This window comes from Cellulomonas hominis, assembly GCF_005239125.1.
GTDB classification, from domain to species: domain Bacteria; phylum Actinomycetota; class Actinomycetes; order Actinomycetales; family Cellulomonadaceae; genus Cellulomonas; species Cellulomonas hominis_A.
Genome location: NZ_SZYE01000003.1, coordinates 20,656 through 37,489, shown reverse-complemented (window position 1 = coordinate 37,489; position 16,834 = coordinate 20,656). Strand labels below are relative to the sequence as shown.

Genomic DNA, 16,834 nt, shown 5'->3' with positions numbered 1-16,834 from the left:
CCGCCGGAGCGCTCGACGGGTGACCCCATCCCCGCGCGGCCCGCTCGACCCGGCTCTCGGTCGGCTCCCCAGGGGGCGCCTGCCGCGCACACGAAGGTGCCGTGCGGGCGCGTGCCGGCCACGGAGCCCTCGGTCCGGCATTCGGCGCTCGCGCTTTCTGGCGGTCATCGCCCTGCCTCCTGGTGGTCAACGGTCGTGTGGCCGGCACGAACGAGGGCTCCGGCACCTGGGTGCCGGAGCCCTCGCCCGGGTTGAGTGGACGGGATGCGCCCCTCCGACGCACCCGCCCCTTTCACCTCACGTCACCGCGTGATCACGCGGTGACGGCGGCCCTGCGGTTGCGGGCGCCGATCATGATTGCGCCCACGATCAGCGCGGTGCCGCCGATCATGAGCAGCGCGATGCCGCTCCCACCGGTAAGCGGCAGGGTGAAGCCGGCGTCGGCTTCGACGTTCTCGACGGTGAGGTCGATGACCGTGGCGTCGTTGCTGGTGACGTCGAACTGGACCGGAGCCGCGAGCAGCTCGTAGCCGGCCGGGGCCGTGGTCTCGACGAGCCAGTAGTGCTGCCAATCCGCCGCGGGGAGCTCCGCGCCGTTCTCCCAGTTCGAGTAGCGAAGACCGCTGATCGAGACCTTGCCGTCGGCACCCGAGGTCCAGGAGCTGACGCCGTTGATCGTCACCGGGTTGGTGCCGGACAGCGCGTCCGACTCGGAGGTGTACACCTGGAAGACCGCGCCTGCGAGGAGCGTGGCGGAGTTGGTCGCGTCGACCTTGCTGATCGTCAGCTCACCGAACTTGGTGACGGGCGGGTCGGTCGGCTCGCAGTCCTCGTCGCCCGGCTCGCAGCCGCCGGTCGTGTCGGACGGGTCCTCGTTGTCGATGTCCGTCTGGTTGTTGTAGATGTCCGCCTCGTTCGCGATCTCGCCGGTGCCCACGACCGTGGTGGTGAGGTCGAAGACGATCGCCTGACCGAGGTTGTCGTTGGCGATGGCGAGACCCGCAGCCGTCAGCTGCACCGAGACCTGGGTCCGGCCGCCGACGTCCGGGGTGGTGACGGTGTAGTGGGTGCCCTCGGTGAGGGTCGTCGCACCGATCCGGACCGCGACGGACTTGTACGTAAGCCGGGCGTCGAGGAGGTCGACCATCTTGAACCCGTCGGTGCCGCCGACCGGGATGGTCGAGGTGATCTGCCACAGCACGTCGTCGCCCACGGCGACGGCGTCCTCGTCCTGGATCGTCTTGTCCGTGTGCGTGGTGCTGTTCTTCGGGTACACGTGGACGTCGTACATCCAGCTGGCGTTGTCGACCGGGTCGGTCAGCGGCAGCGTGACGAGGAACGGCGCCGCCGCGGTGACGCCCATCGGGACGTAGGTCTCCGCCACGTAGTACAGACCCAGCGGCAGGCCGCTGAAGGTCAGCGTGCCGTCGGCGGCGGTGGTGCCGGAGACCCCGGTCACCGAGGCGACCGCGGCGGCGGCCTCAGCGGAGGTCATGTCCGCGGCGGCCTCCCAGCCGGCGTTCGTGGTCAGGTCGATGCCGGGCACCTGCTTGGCGGTGAACTCCACGCCGGGAAGTGCCGTGAGCCCGGCCAGGACCGAGGGATCCAGCTCACGGCCGTCGTTCGGCAGGCCGGTTGCCGTAGTCGGCTGCTCGTACTTGTGGATCGTCAGTGACGCGCTCTCCGTCGGGTCGATTGTGGTTGCGGCGTTGGCCACGCCCATTCCGGTAAGCGCGAGCGCGCCTCCGGCCAAGAGGGCGGCGGCTGCACGCAGTCGCCCGCCCGTGACGGGGTTGGACATTTCATCTCCCATTTCGTCGTTCAGCAGCTCAGGTCTCTAGTCGGTCAGGTCGTCGGCGATCCCTCCTCGTCGCGTCGTCCAGAGCACCGAGCACCGTGGCCGAGGCTCGACGAACACAGGGCCACGCCAACCGCGAGTGCGGTGGTAGTCAGAAGCAGCCCGGTCCAGGTGAACCAGCCGGTGCCAGGCCCACCGGTCGCCGGCAGGGTGAACCTCGGGCTGTCGGTGACGACGATCTGGCCACCGTCGGTGGTGATCTGGGTGTGAGCCGCCGGGTCGCTGAGCGTCACGATGCCGACGTCGTCCACGGTGAACCGCACAGCCTGGGCCAGCAGGTCGTGGCCGGCGGGCGCGCGGGTCTCGCGCAGCCAGTAGGTGCCAGGGACGATGCCCGCGATTTCGAAGGCGCCCGGTTGCGTCGCGGACGCGGCGACCACAACGCTCGCCGGGGGCCCGGGGGCGTCCCCGGAGTCCGTCAGCACCTCAAATGCGGCGCCGTCGAGGGGCACCACGGATCCGTTGACCGTGCCGCGCTTGACCAGTTCCAGACGCGCGGCCACGACCGTGTAGGTCGAGCACACAGGAACGGGCGCCTCCCTTGCAGCGCAGGTCCCGGGCGGGCGGGATCCCGTCGCGTTGACCGTGTTCTCGAGGACCGCGCTCCACGCGCCCGGCTTCACGGTCACCTGGTAGGTCAGCGTCGCAGTGCTGTCGGCGAGCAGCACGAACGCCGGGGCTGTGATGATCGGTGACGCAGCGCTCGGATCCGGCAGCGTCTTGATGACCGGGCGTGTCCAAAACACCAGGTACCGCTCGTCGTAGGTCAGCCGGACCGATCCAGGAACGATGTTCGCGCTCGCCAGGACGTTCGTGAGGTCGTCTCTCAGCTTGACGCCGGACACGTCGGAGCTGCCGTAGCTGGTCGCCGTAACCGTGTAGGTGATGACCTCGCCGGGTTGCGCGTACGCCCGGCCGCCGGGAATGGCCGCTGACTTGCTCACGGCCCACGTGGGTGCGACAACGAGCGTCGTGCTGCCCGCGGTGTTGTTGGTCATGTCGGGGTCGTAGTCGACCCCGACCACCGCAGCGGTGTTCGGAAGGGAGGTTCCTGCGGGGGCCGTCGCGGTGGCGCGCAGCCTGATCGGCCCGAACGACCCCCCCGGGTCCAGCGCCGCGCCCACCGTGGCCGAGGGGTCGCCGCCGGTGAGCGTCAGCGGCGTCGCGTGCGGGTCGGTGATCTGCCAGCCCGGGGCCGCACCCGTGCACACCAGGTCTGAGCCGGATAGCGTGCACCCGTCGGGAGCCGAGACGAGCGCGACGTCGGTCACGCCGGCCGGGACGGCGTCGGTGACGACGAACCCGTGCGACGGCGCTGACTGGGCGCTGTTGGTGACCGCCAGCTCCCACTCCACATCGCCCCCCGGGGGGACGGTGGCCGTGCCGGACTTCGTGATCTGCAGGTCGGACACCGCGCCCATGACCGAGTACGCCGGGCCGGGGGCCGCGAGCGTGGCGTCCCACTCGACGCCGGTGGAGAAGACGATCTTGGCGACCTGCTGCCACTCGAACGTAATGGACGAGACGTAGCCGCTGACCTGGTAGAAGCTCCAGCTAGAGCTGGCGACGGGCCACACCGTGTCGGGCGTGCACCCGTCCGCGTTCCACCGGTCCCAGGTCGCAGGGGTGCCGTCGACCCGGTTGTCGGTGAAGCCGGCCCCCGACGAGTCCGTCAGCCGGGTGACCCGGCCGGGCTCGGCCGCCGACCCGTTGACGCTCGCGAACGAGGTGTTCGACCACGTTGCGTAGCAGGCGTTCTCACCGCCTGCCTTCGTCCACCCCGGGAGGGCGATCCTCACCACCGGGTCCACGACCGGGGCGTCGAAGTCGAGCGTGACCGTGTGGGTTGTCCCGCACTCGACCGTGCGCCCGCTGGTGTACCACGGGTCGGAGGAGCTCCAGCCGGCCGGCTCGATCAGGCAGTCGCTGGTGGCGTCGTTCCACCACGGGTCGTCGCTGGTGCCGTTCCCGCTGTCCGCCGAGATGGGCGAGACGCTGGTGGTCCGCCCGTCGGCCTGGCCGCCCGGAGCGAGGAAGTGCGGGGCGGACGCGTCGGGGACGGCGGTGACCGTCGCCGTATGCGCCGGCCCGTGCGTGAAGTCCACCGCGGCGGGGCCCGGCCCAAACGGTGCGGCAGTGAACACCTGGTAGGTCCCGTTGTTCCAGGTCGGCACCGCGGCGGTGGCCGGACCGTCCGCGGCGAGGGGGCCGAGTCCGGCGAGCGGAAGCAGGGCGGTGATGCCGACGGCCAGCACGGCTGATCGTCTGCGGCGGGAACGCGCCGCTCGGGCTGGTGCGGCCGGTCGCACCCACCGAGTGAAGGGCATTTGCTTGGAGCCTCCGGACAGGGTCGAGGGCCGTCGATCTAAGTCGACCGGTCCCTAATTGCGGACACGGAGCACACTGGCAGCCGGGCTCGGCACTCAATCCGCCCCCGCGACCACCTAGTGCCACAGCACCACTGGCCCCCTAGACTCCGACCGTCAAATGAGGCGCCGACGGAGCGCGGGTGAGTGCCCGTCTTCGCGAAGCACGCTGTTCATAGGTGGCGGTGCATCACGGTGAGAGGATCTAAGGCCGGAAAGACGCCCGTCTGACCTGGACCCGGCGCGCTAGCTCGGTCGACGCAACGGCTCGAAACGTCGACCGGGTGATGGCGCGCCCGCTGCGATGAGCCGCATTGAAACTCCGCTGAGGCCGGTGCCCGGTGACGGCGATAGCCCGACGCGCGTCGCGCCACACCCCGTTGTGCGGCCGGTCGGAATCTCCTTCGGCGGTCGGAGCTCCTGACTGCTGGTGGTCCCCGGACCCCGCCGGTGCCGGCGGGTGGCTGGCCACGAGCTCACTCCGCTCGCTATCGATCGTCGGCCTGCCACCCAGCGAGGTCGACGCGGCTCGTGTATCCGAGCTTGCGCAGCAAGCTGCTCATGTGGTTTTCCACCGTCCGCACGCTGATGCGGAGAAGATCGGCGATCTCCGCGTTGCTCAGACCCTCCCGGGCGATTGCGGCGACCTCGCGCTCCCGGGGGGATAGCGGATCTCGGCGGGCCCCGGCGGTCTGCCGTATGCCCGACACGCCGTCTTCTCGCGCGGTCGGCCCACCGACTAACGCTCTGCCTGCTTGAACCAGTCCAGGGGCGACGCCGGAGTGCACCTGTGACAGAAGCCCCGCCGCTGCGGAGCGGTCTTTCTCCGCCACGGCGAGGAGCAGGCGCACGTACGGCTCGAGCAGGGGGATGTGCACCCTACCCAGGACAGCACGCACCACCTCGACCCGGGCTGGGGTGAGGGCAGCCGGACCACCGATCCACGCGAGCAGTGCCGGTTGGAACAAGCCGTCCCCGGCGTAGCGTTCCCCCGCCTCCCAAGCGAGCTGCCCGGAGTCAGCGATACCACCGGACGCGGATCGCACGGCCACGTGAGCGAGCACCCGCATCGACCGGATCAGCGGGTGGTAAGGGCGCACCGACTTGTCTAGCTCACGAACCAGCACCCGCGCGAGTTCCACGTTGCCGGTCTGCGCTTGCAGCACTGCACCGAGCGTGAGTGCCCGGCGGTAGAAGGTGGTTTCTATCGGCCCTGCGGCCCCGATCCGCAGGGCGGTGCTAACCACCCGCCAGGCGGCGGATCCCCGACCGGAGAAGTACAGGACCTCCGCGAGCACACACGCGTGTACTCGTATGCCGAGCGCATCGAGTTCGTCGTAGGCGGCGTCGAGCATCTGACGTTGCCATCCCTCGGCCTCGGGCAGCCGTCCTGACATGAGTAGCGCCTGGCCGCGCAGCGCGGCGACGTAGTGCCGAACCTCGAGGTCCATGCCGGACCCGTCCTCCCCAGCGCAGACGCGCGTCGCATGCTCCGGGTGTCCGGCCTCGAGTAGGGCGGCCGCTCGGATCACGGCGGGCCAGCCCCGCAGGAACCGCGCGGGCACCGCGACGGGCTCCTCGTCTACTACCAGGTCCGCCGATCGGCCTGCGGCCAGCTCGTGCAGCAGGCGCTCCTTGAGGTCGCGGAGATGGGTGAGCAGGTGCATGTCGTCGCCCCCCAGGGTCAGACTCTGCTCCACCTCGCTCGGCGACGCACCGGCCCAGGCAACCCACCTGAATCGGTAGTAGGCGAACGTCAGTCGCTCAGCAGCGCCGTCACTCTCGTCCGGTCGAGTCCCCTCGAACACCTCGGCGAGCCGCTCCGCCGCTGGCCGGCGCATGAGCAGTGCGAGGTATGCGTTCGCAGCGCGGAGAGTCGGCGCCGTCAACCAGGCCGCGCGTCGTGCGGACTCCTCGGTGGTGGCACGGGCGTGCACCAAGCTGGCAAGCTCCGCGGTGGACCGCCAGTACTCGTCGCCGTCGCCGGCGAAGTCACCCATGAGCACGGTAGTGAGGTCATCCGTGGCCGGATGCAGTGGCGTGACCGCAGAGCCGGCCTCGGCTCGAACTCGTGCGGCGAGTTGCCGGCGACGGTATGGCGCGACCCGCTCGCGCAGGCCCCGCGCCAGCACCGGCGGCGCGACCACCAGCATCTCTCCAGACTCGCCCAGGTCCCGGCCGACAACACGACCGAGGTCGGTGAGTTCCGCCAACACCGCCGGTGCGACTAGCCGCGCGGCAGCGTCGGCGGGCAATGGGCCAACGGTGGACAAGAGTTCCAAGGCTCCCACCAGCTCGCCGGGCAACGTCGACAGGAAGAGAAACACGGCGGCGTCTACGGGGACGTCATCCAAAGACCCTTCCTCGATCCACAGCCCGTCGACCCGACCGACTACGTCGGCGGCGCGCGCGGCGTCGACGAGCGCTACCGCGGCGCGCGGGTTGCCGCCGGTCTGAGACAGAACCGACGAGATCAGCCCGGTGTCGGCTGGACCACCGAGCCGGGATGCGAGCAGGTCCGCGACCGCGCGCAATCCGAACGGCTGTACTCGCACCTCGGCGGGCTGTCGGATGAGCAGGACTTCGCGCATCGCGTCGGTCGGCGATCGCAGCGGGTCGAGCGTGCTGGACGCGACGAGCAAACTCGGATGATGCGAGAGCACGCGACGCACCACTTCGACGCTGCGCGCGTCCATGCGGTCGATATCGTCGACCAGCAGGATGCCGCGTCGCGGGCCGAGCTCGTCGATCAGCCACTCGGCCCACGCGTTCTCTCCGGTCCTGCCTCGCGGTGTCGAGGGGTGGTCACGGAACGCGGACAGCGGCTCCTTGCCTGAGGCGCGCATCAGTAGGCGCTGCGCGCTACCCCTGGAGCTGTTGGCGCGCAACGCCTCCAGCACCGTGGACTTGCCGGCCCCGCGGTCCCCCCGAATGAGGACGTCTCGACCCAACGGCAGCCACCGCTGCACCGCCGCGATAGTGGTACTGAAACCCTCAGCGCTCACCTGCACTCCTCCTGCGCGAGACCATTGTCGCCACCAAGGCTCGCTGGGTGCGCTCCACCCAGTGACCTCCGACAGCACCTACACAAGTCCGGCAGCACGCCTCGTCGCTCAGCGGACGATCGTCAGCGAACATGCTGTCTGCGGATCGGCGCGGTAACGAGGAGGGACTGGTCTCGCCCGTGGTGTCCATCCCGTCTGACCTCGCGATAGCCGCCCGTGGCCTGTGCCCCGATTCCTGTGCGCGATGGAGTTCCCACGCCCTCGCGCGCTCGCTCGGGCGTCGCGTCACAGCCCGGCGGGCCGCCCAGGAATACGTGTCGACGGGTAGGTCACGCCGACCGGTCGGGCGGTCCCGTGGATCGCTCCCCCCCGCTCGACGGAGTCCCGACACCACGGACACGTGGTGACCTGGCGGCGGTGCGCGCGACGTGGCGCGCCATGTGCCAGTCGGGCCCGGGACACGCGCGAGCGTGTCCCGGGCCCAGACTCAGCGCGCCGAGGCTCGAGAGTCCCGCCGGCGCAGTAGAACACCCGCGAGCAGCAGCAGGAGAGCGAGCGCACCCGCCCCACCAATGCCGGCACCGGTGATCGCGAGGACCCCGGGAGAGCCGGACGTGCCGTCTTCCCCACGCTCGCCGACGACCGCGGTACCGGAGTACCAGGCCGTCGCGCCGGCAGACACCGCCTGCCCGGTAGCGACCTCGCCGTCTGCGACCGCGATGACGGAGTGCTGCCCCTGCCCCGCCGGCGACGAGGCGGTGACCTCGGCCGTCGCCCCCGGCGCCAACGTCCCGTCGAACGCGGTCGGCAGCAGCAGGTCGCCTCGGCCCGCCAGATCGTCGGTGACGCCCAGCCCGGTGATGGTCACCGCACCGGTGTTGGTGAGGACGTACGTCCAGCCCAGCTGCTGCCCGGGAGCGACCCCAGCGCCCGGCGCCGCGGGATACGCGTGCCCATCCAGCAGCAGGTCCAGCGACAGGCCGACGACCCCCCGCAGCTCCACGCGGGCCTCGGCGGCGGCGGACACCGTGGCACCCGACGGGGTGGCGGCGGTCCCGGTGACCTCGGAGGTCGCCACGCCCGCATCCACCTGCTCCTGCGTCAGGGTGGTCACCGTGGTGGCGGTGACGCTCTCACCGGGGGCGAACGCCTCGGTGGGGTCGAGCGTCCAGCCGTCCCCGGTGATCGCCGGAGTGGTCAGGGTGGACGCACCCGCGTTGGTCAGCGTCGCGGTCCAGCGGACCGTGGCACCTGCCTCGGCCTCGCCCTCCAGGACGCCGGTCTCGACGACGGTGAGCGCGGAGGCGGAGGGCAGGTCGATCGCCAGCTCCACGCTCGCGGTCGCCTGCTCGCCGGCCGCGTCCGTACCGGCGGCCTGCGCCGTGATGACGAGCCCCCCCGCGTCGATCTGCTGCTGGGTGAGAGCCGCGCGCAGCTCGACCACGCCCGACTCCCCCACCACCAGCTCGCCGAGGTCCCCGTCCTTGTCACCCCGATGGGTTGCCCCCTCGAGGTCCTGGGTGAGCTCGACCCCCGACAGGTCGGTCTCGCCGACGTTGGTGACGGTGAAGCTGAGGTCGAGGACGTTGCCCGCGACGGGATCGGCGTCGAGTGCCGCGACCTCGCCCGTGAGCGCGATCGCGGGCATCAGGAACCGGTAGCCGAAGTCCACGTCGGTCCGCTGCTCGCCCTTCACCAGCGTCACCGTGGCCGTGTCGGCAGGGAACCCGCCGGGCGCCACTGTCGGCTCGGCCAGGCCCGCGTGCACACCGGCGCGGTCCACCCGCACCTGGAGGTTGCCGGAGCCGAGGCCGTCGAACCGGTAGCTGCCGTCGTCGGCGGTGACCGTCGTGACCGCCGCCGCGTCGTCGGCCGGCGCCCGTCCGGTGTCGGCCGGGACCAGGGTGACCGTCACCCCGGCGAGGCCGGGGTCACCGGCGTCGAGGACGCCGTCTCCCGCGCGGTCGTGCCGCACGTACCCGGTGAGCGACGCCGTCGTGGCGGCGGTCGCGGTGTAGACGACCGTGTCGGAGTCCGTGACCTCGACGCGACCCTCGGCGGGCCCGGAAGCCGCCGTCACGGTGGCCGTCGCGCTGTGCTCGCCGAGCAGCGCCGGGCCGGTCCCGGACAGCCGCACGCTGGCACCCGGGGCCAGCGTGCCGTCGGCGTCCCCCGGCATGGTCAGGCCGGTGCCCGCGCCGCCGTCGGAGACCGCGACGTCGCGCAGCGTGGCCGAGCCGGTGTTGATCACCGTGGCGGTCCAGGTCAGCTCGTCGTCCTCGAGCACCCCGAGGCCGGGGGCGGGCAGGTGGGTGTCGTTCACCTGCAGGTCGATCGACACGGAGGCCGGCACTGCGAACGTGACGGTCGCAGCGGCGTCGGCGGTCACGGTGGTGCCGCCCGGGGTGTCCGCGGTGACCGCCGAGGTCGCCGTCACCGCGCCGGCGTCGACCTGCTGCTGCGTGAGCGACGAGCTCCCGACGAGGGCGGCGGACTCACCCGGCGCGAGAGAGGCAGGCATGCCGGTCCAGGTCACGTCCGCTGTGCTCTCGGCGATCGCACCCGCGCCGAGCGTGACGGCCCCCGTGTTGACGACGGTGCCCGTCCAGCTCACGGGCGTTCCCTCGGAGACCGGCTCGGTGACCGATCCCTGGATGGTCAGCGACAGCGCGCCGTCCGCGGCCAGGGGCACCCGCACGTCCGCGGGCGCGGAGGTCACAAGCGCGCCGTCGAACACCCCCGTGGCGGTCACCGTGGACAGCAGCTCACCCGCGTCGACCTCGGTCTGGTCCACCCGGTAGTTGACGGTGAATGTCGCCGACTGACCGACCGCGAGCGAGCCCGCATCGCCCGGCCACGACCAGACACCGGTCGCCCGCTCCGGGTCGAGCGTGTCGGCGACGATGACCCCGTCGAGGTCGCTGCTCCCGTCGTTCGTCACCGTGTAGGTGAGGGTCGCGGTACCGTCCGCGACGACGGGCTCCGGCGCCGTGCCGGTCCCGCTCACGGACAGCGCCACATCGGCCTCGGCGTACCCGAAGTCCACGTCGGTGCGGGTCTGGTCGCTCAGCAGCGTCAGGTCGGCGCCGCCGTCCAGGACGCCACCCGGGCCGGCGGTCTGCCGCACCACGGTGCTGAAGCTCTGACGGTCGACCTGGACCCGGTGCTCGCCCGCGCTGAGGCCGGCGAACGCGTACGCTCCGTCGGCGTCGGTGACGTCCTCGACCACCGTGCCCGACTCGTCCGTCAGCGTGACACGGACGCCCTGGGCCGGGGTGTCGTCCTGCGCGCGCACGCCGTCGCCGTCCACGTCGTTCCACACCGTTCCGGTGATCACGGACTCGGCCACGCGCACCTGGTACGTGCCGCTGCCGAGGGTGACGCTGTTCCCGACCCAGCCGGTGCCGCTGTTCATGAACACGTCGCCGCCGCTGTGCCCGGAGACGGACAGGACCATGCGGATCGACCCGACGGCGCCGGCCGGCAGACCGTCCAGGTCGACCCGGACCGCGGTGGCGCGCGAGAGGTCGGAGCCGTCGGTCATCGGCAGCCACGTGGCGTGCTCACCGCGGTCACCGATCCGGTCGGGCGCGGTCTCGGTGTACTCGAGGACGCCGCGCCGGGCGTCACCGAGGGCCTGCACCGACTGCAGCGCGAGCGCGCCGCTGGTGCTGGTGCCGCGGTCGTCACCGTCGTACGGGAGCACGTCGAGGACGTAGCCGGTGCCGGACTTGGAGTCCTTGCCGAAGTTGTACCAGTTGGTGTCGAACTGCACGGTGGTGTCGTTCGGCTCGATCACGGGGACGGCGACCGTGCCGTCCATCGTCAGCGTGTCGACCTGGAGCATCGTGTTCAGCGCCAGCGCCGACAGGGTCCGGTCGCCGCGACCCTCGCTGGTGAAGGAGGCGGATGATCTCGCCGCGATCTCCCCGCGGTTCCGGGTCGGTGCCTGCAGCGAGGTGGTCGCGAGAATGGTGAAGCCCGGCAGGGACGCCGGGGTGGTCGCCACCTGCAGCGCCGGTCCGCCGTACACGAGGTCGATGACCGCGCCGCGAACGTCGTCGTTCGTGCCGGGCAGTCCGTCGGGGCCCCAGTCGGCCGGGGTGTAGTCGGCGACCGACCACCCCTGCGCGATCGCGTCCTGGTAGTCGACCGCCGTGATGTTGGCCGGCAGCTCCACCCGGGTGAGCGTCTGATGCACAGTGAGCGGCTCGGTGTCTGGCGGTGTGCCGTCCGCGAGGCGCATCGAGTGGGAGACCCGGTAGCTGATCTCGTTGCCGCTGACGAGCAGCGCCGGGGTGCCGGTGAGGCCGTGGGCGGCGGTGATCGCGCACAGGGTGGTGTTCACCGTACGGGTCAGCGCCTCGTGCTGGTCGGCCTCCCAGCGCGTCTGGACCGCCAAGGTGGTCTCGGTGATCTGGTCCCAGAGGACCACCCGCGGCACCACCAGCCGCAGCACGGCCGAGTTCCCCGTGGTCTTGCCCTCGCCCCAGCCGCCCTCGTATGCCACGCGCACGCCCTGGACCGCGGCGGTTCCGCCCGCCTCGGCGATCGTGTCGTACCAGGGGCCGTCGGTCGTGCGGTTCGGGCTGAACTGCAGGCGGTAGGTGCTCGGGTCGAGGGCGACGCCCTGGCTGGTGCCGCTGCCGGTGCCGACGAACACGTCGGACGCGTTCTCGGTGATCCGGGCCAGGCCGGCGTCCCAAAACTGGTAGCCGACCAGGTTGCTCGCGGGAACCACCTGCTTACTCAGGTTCCACGACTGCGGGGTGTACTCCGACTTCGTCGCGAGGTACGCACCGGTGCCCACGGCCGCGGAGCCCGACGGGGTGGTCCAGCGCCAGACCTCGGTCGTGTTCGGGACCGGCAGGTCGGGGGCCGGCGCACCGGACCCCCAGCTGTAGTACCCCGCCCCGGCGGCGACGGCAGCGTCGACCAGCCGGTCCTCCGGATCCACGGGCTCCTCGTAGTACACCCCGGCGGTGCTGGGCGCGGTCCCGCCGGCCCGGGCGACCGCGCCGTCGGCGAGCACCAGGTCCGGCTGTGTCGTCGTGGTCGTCACGTCGACCGCCTCGGTCTGCGACTGCGGGACGGTGTCCGCCGGGTACCACCGGCACAGCGAGGCGTTCCGCGTGCTCTCCGAGGGCTCCGGCTGGCGGTGCAGGGTCAGGGTGACGGTCCGGCCGTCGACGGAGTCGAGGGTGAGCCCGTCGCCGAGGCCGTTGCTGCAGAGCGACACCTCGGCGGCCACGGGACCGTCGTAGGTCATCGTGAACGTGTGCGGCAGATCGAGCTCGGCGTGGACGTCCTGGCCGACCGTGGAGGGGCGGTGGTGGTAGCCGAGGTTGGTGGACAGCAGGGTGGCCTTCTCCTCGCCCGCGCCGAAGTCGTGGGTCGTCGGCGTCGTCACCGATGACCCACCGCTCCCGAAGAAGATCTGCGGAGTGCTGATCACGGTCAATGCCGGCGCGACCGCAGTGCGGCTGCCGGTCGCGTCGGTAACGACGAGTTCCGGGGAGTACCCGGAACCGTTGACGAGGGTGTGGCCGACCACGGCCTGGAGACCCGTGATCGAGACCAGGGCGTTGGATGGCAGCGAGATCGTCGCGGTGACCGTGCGTCCCTCGTCACTCAAGGCGTACGACGACTTGTAGACCGAGGTGTCCGAGACGAGCTTGCCGAGCGATGAGGGCACCCACGCCCACCCCTCGGGCAACGTCTGCGTGAGCACGCCGTCGGTCAGCTGCTCGCCGGAGAGGGACCAGGTCATCGTGACGGCGTTGTTCGTGGCCACGATGCCGTTGGTGGGCGAGCCGTCGATGTCCAAACCGGGGGCGGTCCCGTCGCCGGTCACGATGATGGCGAGGTCGGTCACGGACCCGGACGCCGCGGACGCTGCTTGCGGGGCCGCGAGGGTGAGAGCGCCGGTCGCGAGGACGGTCGCTAGGGCGGCGGCCACCGTCGATCGACCGCGGCGCAGGAGGGCACGGCCGGTCCCGGGCTCGCGGCGGCGGAGGGCGGAGGGCATGGGTGTCTCCAGGAGTCGGGGACCGTCGGCTCGTGACCGACGAGTCCCTGGGGCTGAGTCCCGGCAATGCTCCGGGCGCCCCCCGCCCCACTTCACACACATGGCGGCCTGCGTAGGTGGTCCCGGACGCATCTGCGCAGCCAGCAGGCGCCCACTAGGGGGAGCACGGCCGCGATTGAGTGCTCTGCTAGGTGCTGCGATGTACGGATCCATCGTGGTCAGGACGCCCGGCCGACGAGCGCGCCCCGTCATCCAGGAGCCGATTCTCCGATGGGTCGAGCACGGTGACCACCGCCGTGGTGATCGCTGCCGCTCGGGCCGCGACGTTGCTCACGGCGCCCCGTGAGTGAGGCTTGGTGGAGATAGCGCGCTGCCGGTGGACGATGTCGGCTCGGACGGGCTACGGCCAGCGCGCCGCTGCGGTCGTGGCCGCCGGACGACCGCATGTGCACGCTTGCGCGGGTGCACTGCGAGGAGTCACCGCGACGGTCGGCAAAAGCGTGCCCGTGCGGCGCATCCTCGTCACCGGATTCGGCATCCGGCGGCCGGACCCCCAGTGCCTCAAGCGGCCCCGAGGCGCAGATCAGTCCCTCGAGTCTTCTACGTCCGTGACCGTGGCGACCATTGCGTCGGTGATTGAGATTTCGAACTGGTGGCCGTCCGCGCGCAATGCCACGGCCTCGAATGCCTCGCCTGGGTCGTCGGACGTCGAAAGCTCGATGAGCGTGGCACCTGCGCTCGCCTCGCGGGCTACATCGACGAGCTTGTGGATGTCATCCGGATTCAGCAGCGGGCTGGGCGTGCGGTCGCGGTCGTCTCGCTGGTGTCTGACCTCAGCGGCACCTGTGGAAGGAACCACGACGTCTACGTCGGCACCGTCCGCCAGCTGGACAGTCACGAGGAAGCCACCGCGATGGACCTCTATGCACTCGGCGCCCCGACCCTGGGCGGCCGCGACCGCCGTGTCGATGGCGGCGATGAGCTCATCGGCAGTGGCGCTCCCGCGATCCGTGAGGTCCGGGGGTGAGGTGGTCGCCGTTCCCGGCGTCACCGGGGTGGCCGGGGCTGTCACGGCCGGCTGGACGACCTGGGTGCCGTGGCGGTCGGGCCAGGTCATCGCGAGGGCCGCGGCGGCGCCGACCGCGATACCGCCGACCGCGACTGCCCAGGTGAGCAGTCTTCGTCGGCGCGAGGCGCTAGGAAAGGGCCCGCCGGCGGTATGGGAGCTGGCGGTGGGGCTGGGTTCGGGGTGTGATTCGGCATGCACGGCGCGACGGTGCCATGTGTGCGCGGCACCTAGCCCGCGGCGTGGTCGTTAGGTGGTCGTGGTGCGGGGTTGGGTCGGACCGGTCGGTCGGCCCGGTCGCTGAACAACGCCACGGTTGGCCGGCTGGCTGCACCAGGCGCGTGCACCGGCCCGCGTTAGCGTTCCGGGCGGCGCCTCGGTCCAGCCAGTGACTCTTCACAGCACCGACACATGGCCGGCAGCACACCTCGTCAGTCAGCCGACGATTCAGCGAGCACGCCTTCGGAGGACCTGTACCGCTCACGAAGAGGGCGCGAGTAGGCGGACCTACGTTGTGGGTGCCGCAGGCCCGCCCATAGAGTCGAGCCGGATCATCCGATCCTGAGCGGACGACGGTGAGGAGGTGGACGCGTTGGGCGAGAGCGCGAGTAGTCAGCGTCCGTCGACGCCCGTCGTGCTGCTTGTGCGCCACTGAGCGACCTGCTTGGTCCTCTGACGGCCGTGCGGGCTGGACGTCTTCGCGTCGACGGGCCAAGGCGCCGCGCCGAAGCGGCGTCCAACAGCCGTCATCGGCCTCGGCCGTGACCTCTCCACCCGAACCTCGACGCGCGCGTGCTTCTGACGCTTCGCGCGCTCGCACCGCCAACCCCGAATCGGGCGGATTCGCGCTGCCGTAGTGGCGTAGCCGTGCCCAGGTGCTCCAGAGGCGAGTGGGTGGCTGTCACGTGCCGTGGCCTGCCTCGGAGGAGATCCCGTCATGAACCGTCGATTCACCGTCCTGCCGCCGCACCGTGCCGCCGCCGACCTCACTGACGTCGATCTGCGTGACGTCCTCAGGTTCGGCACACCTCACGCCGTGCGGGCGTGGTTGCACGGCACCCGCGACCCGCGCGCTCGAGCTCAGGAACTCGTCGGGCTTCCCGCACCGAGCTTCGCGACTTGGTTGGGCTGCTCGACCCCGACACGGCCGCCGACCTGGTGGGTTCCATCGATCCGGACACAGCGGCCGAGGTCGTGGCCGCGGTCACGCCCGCGGTCGCCGCCGGGCTCGTGAGCAGCATGGACGCCGACGAGTCGGCCGGGCTGCTGCGCGCCCTGCCCGATGTCCAGCGCGCCGCAGTCCTCGCCGCGATGTCGACCTCCCGGTCCGCTATCGTGCGTGGCCTGCTGGCCTGGCCGCGGGAGTCGGCCGCCGCGCGGATGAACCCCGACGTGGTCAAAGTGCGCCCCTACATGACCGCTGTCGAGGCCATCGCGGCCGTGCGCGCGCAGTCCGGACCCGGGTCCGGGTTCGGGCAGGGCGAGGTCTACGTCACTAGCGCCGAATCCCGCGACGTCGGTCCGGTGCTAGTCGGCGCGGTGTCGTTCCGGGATCTGGCGCTGGCCGCACCGCACTGCATGGTCGCCGATCTCATGCGCGAGCATGTTGTTCACGTCGCACCGAAAGTGGACCGCGAGGACGCCGGACGGCTCCTGCACGAGCACCGGTTGACCGCCCTGCCGGTGGTCGACGACGGCGAGCTCCTCGGGGTCTTGTCTCTGGACGACGTCGCCGACATCGATGAGAAGGAAGCGACCGAGGACGCTGAGCGTCAGGGCGGCGCTTTGCCACTCGACCGCCCTTACCTGCGCGCCTCGCCCTGGCAACTGTGGCGCAAGCGCATGCCGTGGCTGCTCGCCTTGTTCATCGCTGAGATGTACACCGGCACCGTCCTGCGCGCCTTTGAAGAAGAGCTCGAGAGCGTCATCGCCTTGGTGTTCTTCGTCCCCCTCTTGATCGGGACCGGCGGCAACACCGGCACCCAGGTCACCACGACCATCATCCGCGCGATGGCGGTCGGACAGGTCGAGCTGCGCGACCTCGCCCAGGTCGTGCGCAAGGAGTTCTCTACCGGTCTGCTAATCGCCGCGACGATCGCCGTCGTGGGATAGCGCCGAGCCTGGACCCTCGGGGTCGGCCCGCAGGTTGGGCTCACCGTGGCGGTCGCCGCCGCATGCATCGTGCTTTGGTCGTCCCTGATCGCCTCGGGACTTCCGCTGGTGCTGCGCAGGCTCGGGATTGACCCCGCCGTCGTGTCGGGACCGATGATCGCCACTCTGGTCGACGGGACCGGCCTGATTATCTACTTCGAGATCGCCAACCTTGTCATCTCCTCGCTGGGCACATGAAGGGCACGGCGACAGCAGCGTTGTCAGTGCACGAGCGATGCCCCCGCAGGCCATCGCTCGTGCACTGACCACTCGAGAAGGCCACCAGCCATCGACCTTGGCACCGGCGTGAGCGCAGCTCATGACCGTCGCCTGGGCCACGTCCAGGGCATGTCTTCGCGG

The 16,834-nt window shown here is 71.1% G+C and carries 5 protein-coding genes and 1 pseudogene; 1 reads left to right on the top strand and 5 read right to left on the bottom strand.

From position 1 onward, the window contains the following. Positions 1-313: 313 nt before the first annotated feature. From FA014_RS01045 to FA014_RS01025, 5 genes are all read right to left on the bottom strand, one after another. Positions 314-1,801: a SpaH/EbpB family LPXTG-anchored major pilin gene (locus FA014_RS01045; RefSeq protein WP_195969104.1), complete on the bottom strand. Its 1,488-nt coding sequence runs from the start codon at positions 1,799-1,801 to the stop codon at positions 314-316. Positions 1,802-1,845: 44 nt separating this feature from the next. Next, on the bottom strand, positions 1,846-4,113 hold the full coding sequence (locus tag FA014_RS01040) for a DUF7927 domain-containing protein (protein WP_195969103.1): 2,268 nt from the start codon (positions 4,111-4,113) through the stop codon (positions 1,846-1,848). Between the two features lie 599 nt (positions 4,114-4,712). Then, on the bottom strand, positions 4,713-7,229 hold the full coding sequence (locus FA014_RS01035) for a helix-turn-helix transcriptional regulator (protein WP_154727859.1): 2,517 nt from the start codon (positions 7,227-7,229) through the stop codon (positions 4,713-4,715). A 487-nt stretch (positions 7,230-7,716) separates the two neighbouring features. After that, complete coding sequence (locus tag FA014_RS01030) at positions 7,717-13,104, bottom strand: DUF7507 domain-containing protein (RefSeq protein WP_154727858.1); 5,388 nt, start codon at positions 13,102-13,104, stop codon at positions 7,717-7,719. A 736-nt stretch (positions 13,105-13,840) separates the two neighbouring features. Further along, positions 13,841-14,374, bottom strand: coding sequence for a hypothetical protein (locus FA014_RS01025; RefSeq protein ID WP_154727857.1), 534 nt, complete (start codon positions 14,372-14,374; stop codon positions 13,841-13,843). A gap of 993 nt (positions 14,375-15,367) precedes the next feature. Between FA014_RS01025 and mgtE the strand changes: the two are divergent. Then, positions 15,368-16,672, top strand: a pseudogene (gene mgtE / locus FA014_RS01020) (magnesium transporter). The last annotated feature ends 162 nt before the right edge of the window (positions 16,673-16,834 follow it).